At 68.5% G+C, this 18,526-nt stretch carries 21 protein-coding genes, 1 tRNA gene and 1 riboswitch; of the genes, 3 read left to right on the top strand and 19 right to left on the bottom strand.

What is annotated here, in order from left to right:
• Nucleotides 1–39: 39 nt before the first annotated feature.
• The 4 genes from AB0F51_RS03430 to uvrA all read right to left on the bottom strand — a co-directional run bounded on the left by AB0F51_RS03430 (nucleotide 40) and on the right by uvrA (nucleotide 4,325).
• Nucleotides 40–423: a DUF6507 family protein gene (locus AB0F51_RS03430; RefSeq protein WP_360273358.1), complete on the bottom strand. Its 384-nt coding sequence runs from the start codon at nucleotides 421–423 to the stop codon at nucleotides 40–42.
• A 2-nt stretch (nucleotides 424–425) separates the two neighbouring features.
• Nucleotides 426–737, bottom strand: coding sequence for a hypothetical protein (locus tag AB0F51_RS03425; protein ID WP_360273355.1), 312 nt, complete (start codon nucleotides 735–737; stop codon nucleotides 426–428).
• 14 nt (nucleotides 738–751) lie between these two features.
• A complete protein-coding gene (locus AB0F51_RS03420) occupies nucleotides 752–1,090 on the bottom strand; it encodes a hypothetical protein (protein WP_360273352.1) in 339 nt (112 codons plus the stop codon).
• 220 nt (nucleotides 1,091–1,310) lie between these two features.
• Nucleotides 1,311–4,325, bottom strand: coding sequence for an excinuclease ABC subunit UvrA (gene uvrA / locus AB0F51_RS03415; protein ID WP_360273350.1), 3,015 nt, complete (start codon nucleotides 4,323–4,325; stop codon nucleotides 1,311–1,313).
• Between the two features lie 170 nt (nucleotides 4,326–4,495).
• On the opposite strand from uvrA, the gene AB0F51_RS03410 reads away from it, so the two are divergent.
• The 3 genes from AB0F51_RS03410 to AB0F51_RS03400 are packed head-to-tail and all read left to right on the top strand — an operon-like array spanning nucleotide 4,496 to nucleotide 6,281.
• On the top strand, nucleotides 4,496–5,197 hold the full coding sequence (locus AB0F51_RS03410; RefSeq protein ID WP_360273347.1) for a maleylpyruvate isomerase family mycothiol-dependent enzyme: 702 nt from the start codon (nucleotides 4,496–4,498) through the stop codon (nucleotides 5,195–5,197).
• Between the two features lie 19 nt (nucleotides 5,198–5,216).
• The gene (locus AB0F51_RS03405; protein ID WP_360273345.1) at nucleotides 5,217–5,876 is read left to right on the top strand and encodes an MBL fold metallo-hydrolase; all 660 of its coding nucleotides are present in this window, start codon (nucleotides 5,217–5,219) and stop codon (nucleotides 5,874–5,876) included.
• Nucleotides 5,877–5,906: 30 nt separating this feature from the next.
• Nucleotides 5,907–6,281, top strand: coding sequence for a VOC family protein (locus AB0F51_RS03400; protein ID WP_360273342.1), 375 nt, complete (start codon nucleotides 5,907–5,909; stop codon nucleotides 6,279–6,281).
• A 67-nt stretch (nucleotides 6,282–6,348) separates the two neighbouring features.
• On the opposite strand, the gene AB0F51_RS03395 is transcribed toward AB0F51_RS03400, so the two are convergent.
• From AB0F51_RS03395 to dop, 15 genes are all read right to left on the bottom strand, one after another.
• A complete protein-coding gene (locus AB0F51_RS03395; protein WP_360273339.1) occupies nucleotides 6,349–7,278 on the bottom strand; it encodes a trypsin-like peptidase domain-containing protein in 930 nt (309 codons plus the stop codon).
• Between the two features lie 48 nt (nucleotides 7,279–7,326).
• Nucleotides 7,327–8,106 (bottom strand): hypothetical protein, encoded by a 780-nt coding sequence (locus AB0F51_RS03390; RefSeq protein ID WP_360273337.1) that lies wholly within the window; start codon nucleotides 8,104–8,106, stop codon nucleotides 7,327–7,329.
• Nucleotides 8,107–8,156: 50 nt separating this feature from the next.
• Nucleotides 8,157–8,230, bottom strand: a tRNA-Pro gene (locus AB0F51_RS03385).
• Nucleotides 8,231–8,301: 71 nt separating this feature from the next.
• A complete protein-coding gene (gene der, locus AB0F51_RS03380) occupies nucleotides 8,302–9,684 on the bottom strand; it encodes a ribosome biogenesis GTPase Der (RefSeq protein ID WP_360273334.1) in 1,383 nt (460 codons plus the stop codon).
• Complete coding sequence (locus tag AB0F51_RS03375; RefSeq protein ID WP_360273332.1) at nucleotides 9,677–10,408, bottom strand: lysophospholipid acyltransferase family protein; 732 nt, start codon at nucleotides 10,406–10,408, stop codon at nucleotides 9,677–9,679. The genes der and AB0F51_RS03375 overlap by 8 nt, the downstream gene beginning before the upstream one ends.
• Nucleotides 10,405–11,091: a (d)CMP kinase gene (cmk, locus tag AB0F51_RS03370; protein WP_360273329.1), complete on the bottom strand. Its 687-nt coding sequence runs from the start codon at nucleotides 11,089–11,091 to the stop codon at nucleotides 10,405–10,407. Before cmk ends, AB0F51_RS03375 begins: the two co-directional genes overlap by 4 nt.
• Nucleotides 11,092–11,101: 10 nt before the next feature.
• Complete coding sequence (locus tag AB0F51_RS03365; RefSeq protein WP_360273326.1) at nucleotides 11,102–12,175, bottom strand: prephenate dehydrogenase; 1,074 nt, start codon at nucleotides 12,173–12,175, stop codon at nucleotides 11,102–11,104.
• Nucleotides 12,172–12,540, bottom strand: coding sequence for a chorismate mutase (gene aroH / locus AB0F51_RS03360; RefSeq protein WP_360273323.1), 369 nt, complete (start codon nucleotides 12,538–12,540; stop codon nucleotides 12,172–12,174). The genes AB0F51_RS03365 and aroH overlap by 4 nt, the downstream gene beginning before the upstream one ends.
• Before the next feature lie 112 nt (nucleotides 12,541–12,652).
• Nucleotides 12,653–13,501: a bifunctional 5,10-methylenetetrahydrofolate dehydrogenase/5,10-methenyltetrahydrofolate cyclohydrolase gene (locus tag AB0F51_RS03355; RefSeq protein WP_360273320.1), complete on the bottom strand. Its 849-nt coding sequence runs from the start codon at nucleotides 13,499–13,501 to the stop codon at nucleotides 12,653–12,655.
• Between the two features lie 29 nt (nucleotides 13,502–13,530).
• Nucleotides 13,531–13,622, bottom strand: a riboswitch (ZMP/ZTP riboswitch).
• Nucleotides 13,599–14,297, bottom strand: coding sequence for a GNAT family N-acetyltransferase (locus tag AB0F51_RS03350; protein ID WP_360273317.1), 699 nt, complete (start codon nucleotides 14,295–14,297; stop codon nucleotides 13,599–13,601). (Overlaps the previous riboswitch by 24 nt.)
• A 6-nt stretch (nucleotides 14,298–14,303) precedes the next feature.
• On the bottom strand, nucleotides 14,304–14,837 hold the full coding sequence (locus AB0F51_RS03345; RefSeq protein ID WP_360273314.1) for an NUDIX hydrolase: 534 nt from the start codon (nucleotides 14,835–14,837) through the stop codon (nucleotides 14,304–14,306).
• 80 nt (nucleotides 14,838–14,917) lie between these two features.
• The gene (gene prcA / locus AB0F51_RS03340) at nucleotides 14,918–15,790 is read right to left on the bottom strand and encodes a proteasome subunit alpha (RefSeq protein WP_360273311.1); all 873 of its coding nucleotides are present in this window, start codon (nucleotides 15,788–15,790) and stop codon (nucleotides 14,918–14,920) included.
• Between the two features lie 32 nt (nucleotides 15,791–15,822).
• On the bottom strand, nucleotides 15,823–16,662 hold the full coding sequence (prcB, locus tag AB0F51_RS03335) for a proteasome subunit beta (RefSeq protein ID WP_360273308.1): 840 nt from the start codon (nucleotides 16,660–16,662) through the stop codon (nucleotides 15,823–15,825).
• Between the two features lie 8 nt (nucleotides 16,663–16,670).
• Nucleotides 16,671–16,880 (bottom strand): ubiquitin-like protein Pup, encoded by a 210-nt coding sequence (locus tag AB0F51_RS03330; RefSeq protein ID WP_360273306.1) that lies wholly within the window; start codon nucleotides 16,878–16,880, stop codon nucleotides 16,671–16,673.
• A gap of 58 nt (nucleotides 16,881–16,938) precedes the next feature.
• The gene (dop, locus tag AB0F51_RS03325) at nucleotides 16,939–18,459 is read right to left on the bottom strand and encodes a depupylase/deamidase Dop (RefSeq protein ID WP_360273303.1); all 1,521 of its coding nucleotides are present in this window, start codon (nucleotides 18,457–18,459) and stop codon (nucleotides 16,939–16,941) included.
• Between the last annotated feature and the right edge of the window lie 67 nt (nucleotides 18,460–18,526).

Here is an 18,526-nt window from a genome sequence, read left to right as displayed (position 1 = left end):
TACTAGGTCGTCCTCGGTCGCGTGAGTGGATGGTGGTACTCAGATCGCCTTGGTGGATCCCGGGGCGTGCCGCTTGGGTTCCTCCGACGGCGGCTTCGGCGGGTCGACCTGCCAGGCGTCCTGGCTCTTGCGCATGGCGTTCGCCGCCATCTCTTCCTGCCCCGCGACATACGCCTTGGTCGCCTCGACCGCGCCGTTGACCGAGCCGAACACCTGGTTGCCGACCGCCTTCATGTCCGCGGTGATCATGTCCGCGAACTCGCTCAGCACGGTCTGGATCGGGTTGCTGTGGGAGTACCTCATCGCCCACCCCAGCCCGTCCGAGATGTCCTTCGAGATCGCGTCCAGCGGCTGGGTCGCTTCCTGGGTGAGGGTCAGCACCCGCTGGACCTCGGCCGCCTTGACGTTCCAGTCGGCCGCCATCGTCAGGCGCCGATGCGGTCGACGGCCGCCTGGGCCTTGCGCAGCGTGTCGGCCGCGGTCGCGTCGTTGTCGCCCATCGTCTGCAGCAGCATCTGGATGATGCCCAGCACCTCGGTCGCCGACTTCTTGTACTTCGCCTCGACGGCGAGGTAGTTCTCCTTGACGCCGGAGGCGGTCACACCGCTCATCACCTTGTCGACGTTGGCGGAGTGCTGCGAGATGATCGACTCGATCTGGCCGGCCAGCCGCTTGACGGCTGCCTGGACCTCGCCGGAGGCCGCGGTGTCGTAACTGTTCGTGCTCTGGTTCGTCATCGGTTCCGGTCCCCTCAGGCCTTGCGGAATTTGGCGCCGTCGAAGTTCGCGGCGCTCTGGTTGGACTTGGCGGTGTCGGCCATCTGCTGGTCACCCGCGCGGAACGACTGGTCCATCCCGGCCTGGCCCTCGGCGATCGCGCCCATGCCCGCGTTCAGGTCGATGGTGATCTGGTCGACGCGCTGCTTGAAGCTGTCGAACATCGCCTTGCCGGCGCCGCTCATCTTGCCTTCCAGCGGCTGGGCCGCGTTCACCAGCTGCTTGACCAGACCACCGAGGTCCTGGGTACCAGAGGTGGTCTTCTTGGCCAGGGAGTTGAGAGCGTCCGTCTCCATGCTCCAGCGTCCGGTCATCCGGGTCTCCTTCGGGGTTCGGTTCGTGCAAGACGAAACGATAGGACGCGCCAGGGTCCCCGCTGGACCTTTCGATCAGGACTGAAAGGTGGCCGCAACACTCCGTAGATGAATGCCTACGGCCCCTAAATTTCGGGCCCCGTCCGGCACGCCAAGAACCCCTGCCACACGCGATGTGTGACAGGGGTTCTGAGCGTTTTCTGCTCCGGTACTACGGGCCTCAGCCGGCCCGCTTGCGCGCGACCGTCTTCTTGGCCGGCGCTGCCTTCTTCACGGTGGTCTTCTTCACAGCAGCCTTCTTCGCCGTGGCCTTCTTCACAGCTCGCTTCTTCGCAGCTGCCGGCTTCACAGTGGTCTTCTCGGCGGCCTTTCTCGCGCTCGGCTTCGCTGCCCGGCCGCTGAGGATCTCGGCCAGGAACTGCCCGGTGTACGAGCCCGGGTTCGCCGCGACCTCCTCGGGGGTGCCCTCGGCAACCAACGTGCCGCCGCGCCGGCCGCCGTCCGGACCGAGGTCGACGATCCAGTCGGCCGTCTTGATCACGTCGAGGTTGTGCTCGATCACCAGCACCGAGTTGCCCTTGTCGACCAGGCTGCCGAGCACGCCCAGCAGTTTCCGGATGTCCTCGAAGTGCAGACCCGTGGTCGGCTCGTCCAGCACGTACACGGTCCGCCCGGTGGAACGCTTCTGCAGCTCGGAGGCCAGCTTCACCCGCTGCGCCTCACCACCCGACAGTGTCGGTGCCGGCTGACCGAGCCGGACATATCCGAGGCCGACTTCGTTCAGCGTGGTCAGGTGCCGGGCGATCGCCGGGATCGCCGCGAAGAACTCGGCCGCCTCCTCGATCGGCATGTCGAGGATGTCCGCGACCGTCTTGCCCTTGTAGTGCACCTCGAGCGTCTCCCGGTTGTACCGGGCGCCGTGACACACCTCGCAGGGCACGTACACGTCGGGCAGGAAGTTCATCTCGATCTTCAGCGTGCCGTCACCCGAGCATGCCTCGCAGCGGCCGCCCTTGACGTTGAACGAGAACCGGCCCTGCTGGTACCCGCGGACCTTCGCCTCCGGCGTCTCCGCGAACAGCTTCCGGACGTGGTCCCACACTCCCGTGTACGTCGCCGGGTTGGACCGCGGCGTCCGGCCGATCGGCGACTGGTCGACATGGATCACCTTGTCGACCAGCTCGAGCCCGGAGATCTTGGTGTGCCGGCCGGGGATCGTCTTGGCGCCGTAGATCTGCCGCGCCAGCGAGGTGTAGAGGATGTCGTTGACCAGCGTCGACTTGCCCGAGCCGGACACCCCGGTGACCGCGACGAAGACCCCGAGCGGGATCGCCACGTCGATGTCCTTCAGGTTGTGCTCGCGCGCCCCGAACACCTTCAGCTCGCGGCCCTCGGTCAGCGGCCGCCGGACCGCGGGGATCGGGATCTCCCGGCGGCCCGAGATGTAGGCGCCGGTGATCGAGTCCGGGTGGTTGCGCAGGTCCTCGACCGTGCCGGACACCACCACCTGGCCACCGTGCTCCCCCGCGCCCGGGCCGATGTCGACCACCCAGTCGGCGTGGTCGATGGTGTCCTCGTCGTGCTCGACGACGATCAGCGTGTTACCCAGGTCCTTGAGCCGGACCAGGGTGTCGATCAGCCGCCGGTTGTCGCGCTGGTGCAGACCGATCGACGGCTCGTCCAGCACGTACAGCACGCCGACCAGGCCCGAGCCGATCTGCGTCGCGAGCCGGATCCGCTGCGCCTCGCCACCGGACAGCGAACCGGCCGGCCGGTTCAGCGCCAGGTAGTCCAGGCCGACGTCGAGCAGGAACCGCAGCCGCTCGCCGATCTCCTTCACCACCCGCTCGGCGATCTGCTTCTCCCGCGGCGACAGCTCCATCCCGGCCAGGAACTCGTGCACCTCGTCGATCGACATCGCGCTGATCTCGGCGATGTTCTTGCCGCCCATGGTGACCGCGAGCGAGATCGGCTTCAGCCGGGCGCCGTTGCAGGCCAGGCAGGGCACCTCACGCATGTAGCCCTCGAACCGGTCCCGGCTGGTGTCGCTGGACGCCTCCGCGTGCCGGCGTTCGACGTACGGGATGACGCCTTCGAAGGTGGTGTAGTACGACCGCTCGCGGCCGTACCGGTTCTTGTACGAGACGTGCACCTGCTGGTCGTGACCGGTGAGCAGCGACTTCTTCGCCTTGGCCGGCAGCTCGGCGAACGGAGTACTGGTCTTGATCCCGAGGTCCTTGGCCAGCGCGCCGAGCAGCCGCTCGAAGTACTGCGAGACGTTGGCTCCCGCCCATGGCTGGATCGCGCCCTCGTCGAGTGACTTCGACGGGTCCGGGACGAGCAGCTCGGGGTCGACCTCCATCCGGGTGCCGAGCCCGGAGCAGACCGGGCAGGCGCCGTACGGCGAGTTGAACGAGAACGAACGTGGCTCCAGCTCGTCGATCGCCAAGGGATGGTCGTTCGGGCAGGCGAGCTTCTCGGAGAACCGGCGCTCGCGGCCCGGGTCGTCCTCCGGCAGGTCGACGAAGTCGAGCGTGACGATGCCACCGGACAGCCCGAGCGCGGTCTCGACCGAGTCGGTCAGCCGCTGCTTGGCCGAGCCCTTCACCGCGAGCCGGTCGACCACCACGTCGATGGTGTGCTTCTTCTGCTTGTCGAGCTTCGGCGGCTCGGTCAGCTGGATCGTCTCGCCGTTCACCCGGGCCCGGGAGAAGCCCTGACCGGTGAGCTGGCGGAAGAGGTCGAGGTACTCCCCCTTGCGGCCGCGGATCACCGGCGCGAGCACCTGGAACCGGATGCCCTCGTCCAGCTCCAGCACCCGGTCGACGATCTGCTGCGGGGTCTGCTTCGCGATCGGCTCGCCACACTCGGGACAGTGCGGCCGCCCGGCCCGGGCGAACAGCAGCCGCAGGTAGTCGTAGACCTCGGTGATCGTGCCGACGGTCGAGCGCGGGTTCTTCGAGGTCGACTTCTGGTCGATCGAGACGGCCGGTGACAGGCCCTCGATGAAGTCCACGTCGGGTTTGTCCATCTGGCCGAGGAACTGCCGGGCATACGCGGACAGCGACTCCACGTAGCGCCGCTGGCCCTCGGCGAAGATGGTGTCGAAGGCCAGGCTGGACTTGCCGGACCCGGACAGTCCGGTGAAGACGATCATGGCGTCGCGCGGCAGGTCGAGCGAGACGTCCTTCAGGTTGTGCTCACGCGCTCCACGCACGATCAGACGGTCAGACACAAGCTCACTCTCAGCCGTTCTCGAGGGTTTCTGGGGTCGGCCAGAGGCACTGGACGACACACCTGGGACATGCCCGGTCATGCTAACCAGGCCCACCGACAAAAACTTCCACGCCGGTGTCCGGCCCGCTGCAGGACGTCTTTCGAAAGCATATTCGATAGAGTCCGCGCATGGACGCACCGGAGCCAACGAGCCGCCTGATCGCGGAGTTACCGTCCGCGAGCCGGCGCCTGCTCGACACCGTTACCCAGCTATCGGACGACGTAGTACTGCGCCCGTCGCTGCTGCCCGGCTGGACCGTGGGCCACGTGCTGACCCATGTCGCCCGCAACGCGGATGCGCTGGTGAACTTGTGCGACTGGGCCCTGACCGGTGTCCGTAAGCCTATGTACGTGTCCAAGGAAGCCCGCGAGGCCGACATCGCCGAGGGCGCGTCCCGGCCGATCGCGGAGCAGGTCGAGGACATCGTCGCAGCCCAGGCAAGGCTGATGGAGCGCTTCGAGGATCTCCCTGCCGCCGCCTGGACGGCCCCGGTGGTTTGGGCGAGCGGAACGCCCGGTACGGCGTACCAGGTGGTGCCTGCTCGGCTGAACGAGCTGGAGGTGCACCATGTCGACCTGGGGCTCGGGTACACGTTTGACGACGTACCGGTCGAGGTGCGCGACGTACTGCTCTCCTATGTGGCCGCCAAGTGGCCTGCGGACCTCCCCGTAGTACTGGAGAGCTCTGACAGCACCTGGTCGTCGCCTGAGCGGCCAGCCGGTGCAAGGATCGTCTCTGGCGGCAGTGCGGCTCTGCTGAGCTGGGCACTCGGGCGCAGCGACGGCCGCGAGCTGGGCAGCGACCTGCCCGAGCTGCCGTCGTTCGGATGACAGGACACAGGGAGAGCTCATGACGGAGTACCACGGCAACGTCCGCGTCGGCGGGCCGGCCCAGACGCACGAGCTGGCCAAGCTGATGATCACCAAGGTCGCCGTCGGGCCGGGCAACAACAACGCCTACCTGCTGCGCAGCCGGATCACCGACGAGCAGGTGCTGATCGACGCCGCCGACGAGGCGGACACCCTGCTCAGGGTGATCGGTGAGGGCGGGATCAGCCGCGTCATCACCACCCACCAGCACGGCGACCACTGGCAGGCGCTGGCCGAGGTGGTCGCCCGGACGAACGCGATCACGGTCGCCGGCCGCGACGACGCCGAGGGCATCCCGGTACCGACCGACGAACTGGTGAGCGACGGCGACCGGATCGAGTTCGGCGGCCTGAGCCTCGAGGTGATCCAGCTCGTCGGCCACACCCCCGGCTCGATCGCCCTCCTGTACGACGACCCGACCGGCCCGCCCCACCTGTTCACCGGCGACTCCCTCTTCCCCGGCGGCGTCGGCAACACCCGCGGCAACCAGAAGAACTTCGAGTCCCTCCTGCACGACGTCGAAACCAAACTCTTCGACCGCCTCCCCGACGAAACCTGGGTCTACCCCGGCCACGGCGCCGACACCACCCTCGGCACCGAACGCCCCAGCCTCCCCGAGTGGCGAGCCCGCGGTTGGTAGCCAGACCACACCCGACGAACGGAGATCGCGATGAAGGTGCTCGGCGTCGACAACGTCTTTCTGCCGGTGGGCGATCTCGCCCAAGCCGTGACGTTCTACCAGGACATGGTCGGCCTCCCGGTGGCCAAGCGCTTCGACGAGATCGGCATGGTCCTCTTCCGCATCGGGGACGAGACGCCGGGACTGGGCGTCCGCTTCACCGAATCGCCGGCCGCCGGCGGTCAGAAGGTGTGGTTCGAGGTGCCGGACGCCCGGTCAGCAGCACAGGAGTTGTCGGCCAACGGAGTGGCGCCATTGGCACCTCCGTTTCAGCTCCCGACCGGCTGGGCCTTCGAGATCAGCGATCCCTGGGGCAACGTCATCGGCTTCACGGACTACACCGGCAAGCCGGAACTGGGCCGCTGATCACGCGGCCGGCGACAGCCAGAGGGTGACGTCCGGTACGTCGAATGTCTGCTCTGACCATGCCTTTTCAGTCGGGGAGTTCGGCTGGCTCGGCCAGGACGTCCACCAGGGCGCCGTTGCGGACCGCGGTGATTTCGGTGCGCCGGCCGATCGCGTCGGCGAACAGTTGGCGCTGGAGCGACTGGGCATCGCGAAGCGGCGTACCGTCGACGGCCAGGACCAGGTCGCCTGGGCGCAGGCCGGCCTCCGCGGCCGGGCTGCCGGAGATGACCTCGACGACGCGCAACGCGTTGCGCTGACCGAAGCGCTCGGCCAACTGCGGGCGGAGGGGCGCCGGAGTTGTGACCAAGCCCAGGTAGGCGCGGCGTACCCGGCCGTCGTGGAGTAGCGAGTAGATGATCCGGCGGGTTGTCGAGTTCATCGGCACGGCCAGCCCGAGGCCGATCCCCGCGACCGCGGTGTTGATGCCGACCACCCGACCGTTGCCGTCGGCAAGCGCTCCGCCGGAGTTGCCCGGGTTGAGCGCGGCATCGGTCTGGATCACGTCCTCGATGATCCGGCTCGCCGTCTCGGACCGGACCGGCAACGACCGCCCGAGCGCACTCACCACCCCGGCCGTCACGCTTCCGGCCAGCCCCAATGGGTTGCCCACGGCAACCACCAGGTTGCCCACCTTGAGCTTGTCCGCGTCGCCGTACTCCGGTGGGTCGGGGATGTCCCGGTCGGCCCGCAGTACGGCGAGATCGGACAGCCGGTCGACGCCGATCACCCGCGCCTGAGCCGCCGTACCGTCCGCGAACTCGGCCGTCCCACCACTGCCGTCATCAACGACATGCGCGTTGGTCAGCAGATGCCCGTCACCCGTCAGCACCACAGCCGACCCCGACGAGTCCCCTCGCCTTCCCACCACCCGCAAACTGGCCACCCGCGGGATCAACCGCTCCGCCACGCCCGACACCACCCGCGAGTACGCGTCCAGCACCTCGTCATCCATCATCTCGCCGCCTCCTGATTACATCATTACCCAGCAATCAAGAGCCCGCACCTACGCCAACAAACTCGACGCATCTCCAACTCGGTACGGCGCGTAGGTTTCGGCATCGATCTGCACGCGGCCGGCCAGGACCGAACTCGGGATGAGGTAGATACTCCCGTCGCCGAGCAGGATGAAGAACAGGTCGAGGCTTTCGGGGTCGTACGGCATCTTGCCGGCGGTCTTGTCGAGCACATACGGCCGCCGCCCGATGCCAACCATCCAGCGCCCTTTGCCGTTGCGGCGCACACAGGTCTTCACCTGCACCCGCTGGATCCCCTTTGTCGTGGTCACCAGCAGGTCGTACTCCTGCGGCTCGACCGGCAACGCCGCCGGACAGCCGCGCAGTGCGAACCAGGCCATCGCGACGGCCGGTGCCGCCGTGCGCAACAGTTCCTCGCGCACCGGCTCGCCAAACACCTCATCAGGCTCCGGCCGGAGATGCGGCGCCTTCAGATGTGTGCAGTCCAGGCCGAGCCTGGCCGCATGCCCCTTGACACGCACTCGGTCTGGGCCGTTGTCAGCCACCCCGAGACCAGCCATCACTTCGGCCCAGCAGGTCGAACCCAGGACGGCCTCTCGGAGCTGACGATCCGACCAGCGCCGTTGCCCGGTGAAGTGCGAGACATCGAGTTCGAGCCTGGTGGCATGCCGTTTGATGGTCCTGATCACACTCGCTGAGGTGCCCTTCAGCCCCAGAGCGCGGGCCACCCCACGCCATGACCGGCTGGCTTTTATCGCCTCCCGCAACTGAGCATCGTTCCAGCTGCGCTTGTCACTGATCGTGTTCATGGGAAGACACTAAAGAGGGGCACCGACAGTGTCGGTGCCCCTCTTTTCGGTCGGGCTGCCGAGATTTGAACTCGGGATCTCTTGTCCCCCAGACAAGCGCCTTACCAGGCTAGGCCACAGCCCGAATGGTCGTCCCCGGGAGGGCGACCGGGGTAAACCTTACCGCATGTCTGGGGCAGGTTTGACCAAGGGGGGCTAGCGTTTTGGCTTCTTGACTCGGGGGCGGATTTGGACGTGGACTGGGCTGCCGACGAAGCCGAAGTCTTCGCGGAGGCGGCGTTCGATGAAGCGCTGGTACGAGGCCTCGAAGGCACCTGAGGTGAAGATGGCGAAGGTCGGCGGCATGGTCGTCGCCTGGGTGCCGAAGAGGATCTTCGGCTGCTTGCCACTGCGCACCGGGTGCGGGTGGGCGGCGACCAGGCGGCCCAGGAACGCGTTCAGCTGGCCGGTCGGGACGCGGGTCTGCCAGCCTTCGAGGGCTGCCTCGATGGCCGGGACCAGCTTCTCCATGTGGCGGCCGGTCATCGCGCTGATGTTGACCCGCGGCGCCCAGCGGAACTGGACCAGGTCGCGGTCGATCTCGCGCTCCAGGTAGTAGCGCCGGTCCTCGTCGACCAGGTCCCACTTGTTGTAGGCGATGACGAGGGCCTTGCCGGCCTCTTCGACCGTGTTCATGATCCGCAGGTCCTGCTCGGTCATCGGCTCGGAGGCGTCGACCACCACCACGACCACCTCGGCGCGCTCGATCGCGCTGTTGGTCCGCAGGCTGGCGTAGTACTCGTGGCCCTGGACGTTCTTCACCTTGCGCCGGATGCCGGCGGTGTCGATGAAGCGCCACTGCTTGCCGCCGAGGATGATCTCCTCGTCGACCGGGTCGACGGTGGTGCCGGAGATCTCGCTGACCACGACGCGGTCTTCCTTGGCCACCTTGTTCAGCAGCGAGGACTTGCCCACGTTCGGCTTGCCGACGATCGCGACCCGGCGCGGTCCGCCGATCTCGGCGTCCCGCTCGGCGGGCGCCTCCGGCAACGCGGCCAGTACTGCGTCCAGCATGTCGCCGGTACCCCGGCCGTGCATCGCCGAGATCGGGAACGGCTCCCCGATGCCCAGGCTCCACAGGTTCATCGCCTCGGCCTCGACCCGCTGGTCGTCGACCTTGTTGGCAGCCAGTACGACGGGCTTGCCCGCCTTGCGCAGCACCCGGACGACGGCTTCGTCGGAGTCGGTGATGCCGACCGTCGCGTCGACCACGAACAGCACCGCGTCGGCGGCGTGGATCGCGACCTCGGCCTGCGCCGCCACCAGGGCGGCCATGCCGACGGCGTCGGGGTCCCAGCCGCCGGTGTCGACCAGGGTGAAGCCGCGGCCGGCCCAGTTCGCGTCGTACGAGACCCGGTCGCGAGTGACGCCCGGGGTGTCCTCGACCACAGCCTCGCGGCGGCCGATGATCCGGTTCACCAGCGTCGACTTGCCGACGTTGGGCCGGCCGACGATCGCCACCACCGGCAGCGGACCGGTGTCTTCGCGTTCGTGGGTCGGCTCCGCGTCGATCTCGTAGCCGGTGGGCAGGTCACTCATCAGGATCCTTCTGGTCTGGCACGCCCGGGAGCGGGTGGCCGGTGGCTTCGACGGCCGCCTGCACATGGGCCCGCAACACGTCGCCGATCTGGTCGGCAACCGCGCGTACGTCGACCTGCCTCCGGGGAAAGGATACGCGGTCCACCGTGAAGGTCTCGCCATATACCACGTCGACGCGGCTGCCGCGGGGCGGAAAGCGCTCGATATCGCCGCCCGGGAGGCGGGTCCCGAGCAGCGCCACGGGCAGGACCGGCGCCCCGGTGACCATCGCCAGGTAGGCGATTCCGCTGCGGACCCGGCGGAAGTCGCCCGGACCGCGGGTGCCCTCGGGATAGATGATCAGCGCGCGGCCGTCCCGCAGTACCTGAACCGCCCGGCGGATCGCGCGGGTGTCGTACTGCGAACGGTCGATCGCGATCTGCCCGGCGCGGTGGAGCATGAAGCCCTGCAGCCCGACGAATGCCTCCAGCTTGCCCAGCTGGTGCGTCATCCGGGGCGCGACGGCACCCAGCAACGGACCGTCGAGCAGGCCGAGGTGGTTCGGCGCGATCAGGACCGGCCCGGTCCGCGGGAAGAGTTCCTCGTGGTGGATGGTCAGGTCGTAGCGGCCGCGCATGTACGGCCCGACCACGTAGCGCAGCAGCCGGCCGAGCCGGTGCGGCACGGCGGGCAGGTCATCGGTGCGGGGCAGTTCGGCCCGCCCCGTCAACTCGCCGGCGGTCATGACTCCCGGTCGCGTGGCACGGCCTCGGCCTCCTTCGCCAGTCGGCAGATGACATCGATGACTTCTTCCAACGTCAGGAAGGTCGAATCGATTTCCACCGCGCCGTCGGAGGCGACCTGGAACTGCGAGACGGTGGCGTCGTCGGCGTCCCGCCGCACGATCTGGTCCCGCAACTGCTCCGCTGTCACCGATCCCTCGGCCAGCTCCGCCTTGCGGCGGGCCATCCGGGCATCCTGGTCCGCGGTCAGCAGCACCTTCAGCTCGGCCTGCGGGGCGACCACCGTGGCGATGTCGCGGCCCTCGACGACCGCGCCACCGGTCGGCTGGGAGGCGTCGATCAGCTCGCGCTGGCGGCGAATCAGCTCGGCCCGGACTTCGAGGTTGGTAGCGATCTTGCTGACACTAGCGCTGATCCGCGGATCGCGGATCGCCTCCGTCACGTCCACGCCGTCGGCGGCGAACTGTGCCCGCTGTGGATCGGTGCTGATCGACAGCTGTACTGCGCGGGCCCGGTCGGCGACCGCGGCGAGGTCGTCCAGGTCCAGCCCGTGCTCCAGCGCGGACCAGGTCACGGCCCGGTACATCGCTCCGGTGTCCAGGTACTGCAGACCGAGCCGGCTGGCGACTCCGCGGGCCGTGCTCGACTTACCGGACCCGCTAGGGCCGTCAACAGCGATGATCATGGCCCGAAGATTACCGGTGGACGGACCAGCCCCGCTCGGTCAGTACCCGGACCAGCTGATCCACCGATGCCGGTTTGACCGACAGCTCGACCTCACCGACCGGGCGGCCCGGGTTGTGGTCGATGCGCAGATCCTCGACGTTGGCGCCGGATTCGGCCGCGTCCGCGAACAGCCGGGCCAGCTGGCCGGGCCGGTCGGGGATGGTGACGAGCACCGGAACCAGATCGATGTGCGGCGTACCGTGCTTGCCCGGGACCCGGATCGCGCCGGAGACGCCGCGGTTCAGTACTGCGGTCACCTCGTCGGTCGCCTCTTCCTTGCCCAGGGCAATCAGCAGGCGGTCCAGCTCGTCGCGGATCTGCTCCAGCAGGCCGCTCAGCGCGGGCGAGTTGGCCGAGACGATTTGGGTCCAGAGCCCGGGGTCGCCGGCCGCGATCCGGGTGACGTCGCGAACACCTTGGCCGGACAGCTCGAGATGCGCTGCCGGCGCGTCGACGAGAGTGCCCGCGGCCAGGGACGACATCAGCTGCGGCAGGTGCGAGACGCGCGCCACCGCGAGGTCGTGGTCGGCGACGGACAGCTCGACCGTCCGGGCTCCCGCGGCCTCGGCGAGCCGGCGTACCAGCTCGACCGCGTCGGGGTCGCTGGTCTCGTGCGGGGTGATCGCCCAGGTCGCGCCCTCGAACAGGTCCGCGCGACCGGCCAGCGGGCCGTTCCGCTCGGACCCGGCCATCGGGTGGCTGCCGACGTACCGGGAAAGTTCTTCCGGTGCGTCGACCAGGGCGCGGGCGTCGAGGAGCGGCTTCGACTTCACGCTGGCCGCGTCGGTGACGATCGCGTCGGTCTGCTGGAGCTGCTCGACGACAACTCGGCCGACATGGTCGGGCGGTACGGCGACGACGACGAGTTGCGGCTCGATCTGGACCAGGCGCGAGCCGGCCCCGATCCGCTCGGCCATCAAGGCGTTGTCGGGATCGGCGTCGACCAGCTCCACCACGACACCGAGCCGGCCGAGCGCCAGGCCGATCGACGTACCGATCAGGCCGGTTCCGACGATCCGGACGGGTCCCCGCAGCTCGGTCACTGGGCGCCGGTCAGGTCGGGGCGCAGGCTGACGGCACCGTGCAGGTAGATGTGCTGGATCTTCTCCCGCGACCGCGGCGACTCGGCGTGCACCATCATCCGGACCACCCGCGGCAGGGCGTGCGGTACGTCGATCTCCTGCATGCACATCAGCGGAACGTCGGTGAGCCCGATCTGCCGGCCGGCCACCGCCGGGAACTCCGAGTGCAGGTCCGGCGTGACGGTGAACAGGATGCTGATCAGGTCCTCCGACTCCAGGTCGTTGGCCTCCAGCACGGCCCGGACCAGCTCGGCGGACCGCTCGAGCAGATGCTCGCGCTCGTCCACCTCGAGCTGGGTGGCACCGCGGATCGCCCGTACCGCCACAGCGTCTGCCTCCTAGATCGATGGTGCTCAGTACTGTCAACCCTAGGACAGAAGCCCCGCCCCGTGCTCCACCGTCTCGGATACTGCTCCTCGCGCCGCCCTGCCGGTTGCGTCAGCGCCCGGTCTGGGCCTCGGCGGCGTCGACGGTCTGCTCGAGCAGGAGCGCGATCGTCATCGGCCCGACCCCGCCCGGCACCGGGGTGATCAGGCTCGCGACCTGCGCCGCCTCACCGAAGTGGACGTCGCCGACGTTGCCTTCGTTGTATCCGGCATCGATCACCACCGCCCCCGGCTTCAGCCAGTCGCCGCGGACGAAGTTCGCCCGGCCGACCGCCGCAACCACGATGTCGGCGGTCCGGACGATGTCTGCCAGGTCACGCGTCTTCGAGTGCGTGTAGGTGACTGTCGCGTTCGATGCCAGCAGCAACATCCCGGCCGGCTTGCCGAGGATCGGGCTGCGGCCGATCACGACGGCGTGCGCGCCTTCCAGCGGTACGTCGTACGCCTGCAGCAACCGGAGGATGCCGCCCGGCGTACAGGAGACGAAGCCGGGCTCGCCGAATGCCATCGCGGCGAATCCGTGCATGGTCACGCCGTCGACGTCCTTGGCCGGAGCGATCGCCTCGAACGCTGCCCGCTCGTCGATCTGCGCGGGCACCGGATGCTGCAACAGGATGCCGTGCACCTCAGGATCGCCGGACAGCTTGTGCAGCTCTGCCACCAGCTCCTCGGTGGTCGTCTCGGCCGGCAGTACGACGCTCCGCGACCCAATCCCGGCCTTCTTGCTCCGGTTCTGCTTCATCCGGACGTACGTCGCCGACGCCGGGTCATCCCCCACGAGCACCGTCGCCAGACACGGCTGTACGCCGGTCTCGGTCCTGAGCTTCTCGGCCCGCTCCCCCGCCTTGGCCACCATCTCGGCCGCCAGCTCGGTCCCGACCATCAACCGTGCTTCAGTCATCACGCACTCCCTCGGGCATCGACGAATCTCTCGGATGCCCAGGCGCGCGGCTCAGCCGGCAGACCACCGGCGGACCGTTCCCCGGTGGTGATCCACCTCAGCGCCAGTCGCGGTCCGCCGGGAAGTTTACTCGGCGCCGAAGAAGCTCCGGCACTGCGCCAGCCCTTCGACCTGTACTGCGCGCGGTCGCCAGTTGGCGCGAGTGAGCCGCAACCGGTCCGAAACCACCGCCTCGCCATGCAGCACGTCGCGCGAGATCCCGTCCGGCTGGTAGCCCAGCTTGCGGGAGACCGCCTGGGAGGCGTGGTTGTCCTGGAAGACCTCCGACGTGGCCGCCTCCGCTCCGAGCTCCGCGAAGGCTAGGTGCAGGAGCAGTACGAGCTTCCGTTCCGTAGCCCTGACCGTGATGGGCCAAGCCGAACCAGGACGAGGAGCGAACTTCCCGCAGTACTGCGAACTGCTTCGCTGCCAGGGTGACTAATCCGATCGGGACGCCGTCGCGGAAGACGGCCAGGTCGAGACCCCAGTCGTCAGGTGACCAACTCCCCAGGCCGCTCCAGTGCGCCTGCATCACCCACTGGGCACGCTTGGCCGGCTCCAGATCGGTCCACGGCGTGAGGAACGGGCGTTCACCGGGTTCGTGGATCCCGGCGGCGGCGAGGTCGGCCAGCTCCGCGAGTTCGTTCTCGGTGGGCAGCCGGAGTACGAGGCGCTCGGTGGTGAGGCGGAGCTGGCGCAGCGGCCAGTGGGTGGTCAGCACCTGGCACAGCGTGAGGCCGACCGAGGCTGCGGGCAACTGAATTTAGAGCAGGCCGGCGTGGTCGAGGACGAGGTAGGCGGCGTCGGTGCCGGTCATGGCGCCGGGGGTGCGGAGTTCGGTGCGGAACTCGTCGAGGGTCAGCTCGACGGGGACACAGTCTTCGAAGTCGTCGAGGGACTGCTTGCCGTCGGGGCGGCAGCCGCGGGCGATCGCGACGTACTTGCGGAAGGTCGAGGAGGAGCCGGACCAGGTCCAGCCCATCACCTCGATCGAGTCGCAGGTGTAGCCGGTCTCTTCCTCCAGCTCACGCCGGCCCGCGTCCGCCGGGTCCTCACCGGGGTCGATCAGGCCACCGGGGAGGTTCGTGACGATCTTGTCCGGCCCCGCGCGAAACATCCGAACGGCGACGATCCGGCCGTCGGGCGTCAACGGAAGAACGGTCACACCGGCTCTGACACCGGCAGCACTCTCCGGTCCGAAGACGTCCCAGTCAGCCTCGCGGCCGTCAGGCAGCCGATACCGCCGCACGTTCACGGTCAGAAAGCCGTTGTAGCCAACCTTCTCGCCGAGCAACACCCACGGCTCAGGATCACCAGGTCGCGGTGGAACCGAAGCGTCCGCCCCGGAGGGGTCCGGGGCGGACGGTAGTGAGGTCGTCACAGCGGGCGGTCGGTGTCCGGGGTTTCGGGTGGGGCGATTGGGGCGTCGTCGTCGTCTTCGGCGGGCGGGGCGACCGGCGAGTCGTCGACGGAGTCGCTCTCGTAGTTGCCGCCGTTGACCGTCTCGGTCGCCTCGGTGTGCGCGGCCGGGTCGGTCGGCGCCGTGTCCGGCCGGGACTCGGACAGGATCCGGGCCAGCGTCTCGTCGGAGATCCGCTTGAACTTGCGCATCTGGGTGCGGGTCCGGTCGAGGATGGCGACCTCGATCTGGTCCGGCTCCAGCTGCCGTACTTCGGTGCCGTCGTGGCCGAGCGCATCCACCGCGAGGCGCAACGCCCCCGCCAGCGAGATGCCCTCGGAGTAGTGCTCACCGACGTACTCCGCGACCTGCTCGGCCGGGCCACCCATCACGGCGTAGCCGCGGACGTCCGCGATCGAGCCGTCGTAGGTGAGCCGGTAGATCTGGTCGTCGGCCGCGGTGGCGCCGACCTCGGCGACCAGGATCTCCACCTCGAGCGGCTTCTCGCCACCGGAGGAGAAGATCGCGCCGAGGGTCTGCGCGTAGGCGTTGGCCAGCGCCCGGCCGGTGACGTCGCGCCGGTCGTAGGAGTACCCGCGCATGTCGGCCAGCCGGACGCCGGCGATCCGCAGGTTCTCGAACTCGTTGTACCGCCCGACTGCCGCGAAGGCCATCCGGTCGTAGATCTCGGCCACCTTGTGCAGCGCCGGGGACCGGTTCTCGGCCACGAACAGGATGCCGTCGGCGTACTGCAGCGCGATCGCGCTGCGGCCCTTGGCGATGCCCTTGCGCGCGAAGTCGGCCCGGTCCCGCATCAACTGTTCGGGCGAGACGTAGAACGGCGTACTCATCTAGGGTGTCGTCCTCTATCAGTCGATGGTGGTCAGGTGAGGGACGCGGCCGGGCCGTCGGGACGCTGGTGCCGGGCGGCCATGATCGAGTCGACGATCTCGCCGATCTCGTCGGCGGACAGCCGCTGGTAGCCGTCGGAGGTGACCACCCCGACCACCGGGAAGATCCGCCGCATCATGTCCATCCCACCGGTCGCGGAGTCGTCGTCTGCGGCATCGACCAGCGACTGGATCGCCGCCGTCACACACTCGGTGGCCGACATGTCGTCGCGGTAGAGCTTCTTCAGCGCGCCGCGGGCGAACACCGAGCCCGAGCCGACGCTGTGGAAGTGGGTCTCCTCGTACCGCCCGCCGGTCGGGTCGTAGGAGAAGATCCGGCCGCCCTTGAGGTCGTGGTCGTAGCCCGCGAACAGCGGCACCACGGCCAGGCCCTGCATCGCCATCGCCAGGTTGCCCCGGATCAAGGCGGACAGCCGGTTCGCCTTGCCGTCGAGGCTGAGCGTGGTGCCTTCGAGCTTCTCGTAGTGCTCGAGCTCCACCTGGAACAGGCGCACCATCTCGACCGCGAGCCCGGCGCTGCCGGCGATCCCGACGCAGGAGTACTCGTCGGCGGGGAACACCTTCTCCATGTCCCGCTGGGCGATGATGTTGCCCATCGTCGCGCGCCGGTCGCCGGCCATCACGACGCCGCCGGCGAAGGTGGCGGCGACGATCGTGGTGCCGTGCGGGACGTCCTTGGACAGGTCACCCGCCCCCAGGTTGCGTCGTCCCGGCAACAGGTCGGGCGCGTGCCCGGCCAGGAAGTCCATGAACGACGAGCCACCTGGGGTCAGGAAGGCTTCCGGCAACCGGCCGGAGGCATCGAATGTCATCTAGCGGTTCACTCCCCACCCTTTTGCACGAAGCCGCGGACGAACTCTTCCGCGTTCTCCTCCAGCACCTCGTCGATCTCGTCGAGGATCGAGTCCACGTCGTCGTCGAGCCGTTCCTTGCGCTCGGCCACGTCCTCGGTCGACTTGACCTCGGTGACCTCTTCCTCGGTCGACGAGCGCTTCGGCTGCTTGTGCTGCTGTCCGCCGTCTTTCGCCATGGCACACACCTCCTAGAACCGCAGTGGAGAGCCGCCCAACCGGCCCTCTATGGCGACCCTACCCGGCCGCGCCCCCAGTAATGGTGCGAACCAGGTCACTGGCGGTGTCGCACTGGTCCAAAAGTGCTCCGACGTGCGCTTTCGTCCCGCGCAGCGGGTCCAGCGTCGGGATCCGCTGCAGCGACTCGCGGCCCGGCAGGTCGAAGATCACCGAGTCCCAGGAGGCGGCGGCGACCTGACCGGCGTACTGCTGCATGCAGCGGCCGCGGAAGTACGCGCGGGTGTCCGTCGGCGGGTGCGAGACGGCCATCCGGATCTCCTCGTCGCTGACCAGGCGCTGCATCCGGCCGGCCTTGACCAGCTTGTAGTACAGCCCCTTGTCCGGACGAAGATCGGCGTACTGCAGGTCGACCAGGTGCAGCTTCGAGTCGTCCCACTCCAGCCCGTCGCGGTCGCGGTAGGACTGCAGCAGCTTCAGCTTGGCGACCCAGTCGAGCTGGTCGGACAGCTGCATCGGGTCGGTCGCGAGCTGGTCGAGAACGCTTTCCCAGCGCTGCAGCACGTCCTTGGTCTGCCGGTCCGCGTCGTCGCCGTACTTGTTCTCGACGTACTTGCGGGCCTGCTCCAGGTACTCCACCTGGAGCTGGACGGCGGTCAGCTTGCGGCCGTCCTTCAGCGTGATCAGGTGCGTGCAGGTCGGGTCGTGGCTGATCTCGTGCAGCGCGGTCACCGGCCGGTCGACGGACAGGTCGTCGGTCAGCCAGCCGTCCTCGATCATCGCCAGCACCAGCGAGGTGGTGCCGACCTTCAGGTACGTCGAGATCTCGGACAGGTTCGCGTCGCCGATGATCACGTGCAGCCGGCGGTACCGGTCCGGGTTCGCGTGCGGCTCGTCGCGGGTGTTGATGATCGGCCGCTTCAGCGTCGTCTCCAGGCCGACCTCGACCTCGAAGTAGTCGGCCCGCTGGCTGATCTGGAAGCCGTTGGTGTTGCCGTCCTGGCCGATCCCGACCCGGCCGGCGCCGGTGACCACCTGGCGGCTGACGAAGAACGGGGTCAGGTGCCGCACGATCGAGGCGAACGGCGTCGACCGGCGCATCAGGTAGTTCTCGTGCGACCCGTACGACGCGCCCTTGTTGTCCGTGTTGTTCTTGTACAGGTTCAGCGGTGGTGCTCCGGGGATCTGCCGCGCCTGCCGGGCGCCCTCCATGATCACCAGCTCGCCGGCCTTGTCCCAGACCACCACGTCACGCGGGTTGGTGCACTCGGGCGCGGAGTACTCCGGGTGGGCATGGTCGACGTACAGCCGGGCGCCGTTGGTGAGGATGACGTTCGCCAACCCGGTCTCCTCGTCGGTGAGCTGACTCGAGTCCGCCACCTCCCTGCTCAGGTCGAAGCCGCGCGCGTCCCGCAGTGGGTGCTCCTCGTCGAAGTCCCACCGCGTCTTGCGCGCCAACGGCTGCGTCTGCGCATAACCGTTCACCACCTGGCTCGAGGTCAGCATCGGGTTCGCCCCGGGCTGGCCAGGAACCGAGATGCCGAACTCGGTTTCGGTCCCCATGATCCGCCGCACACTCATACGATCGAGCCTACGCGGTCGCACCGACCAGAGCATGTCGCCGGTCCACAGCTTCGGCACACGCGGC

The organism is Kribbella sp. NPDC023855 (genome assembly GCF_040639475.1).
In the GTDB taxonomy this organism is placed as follows: Bacteria; Actinomycetota; Actinomycetes; order Propionibacteriales; family Kribbellaceae; genus Kribbella.
This window is presented reverse-complemented; position numbering and strand designations above follow the sequence as displayed.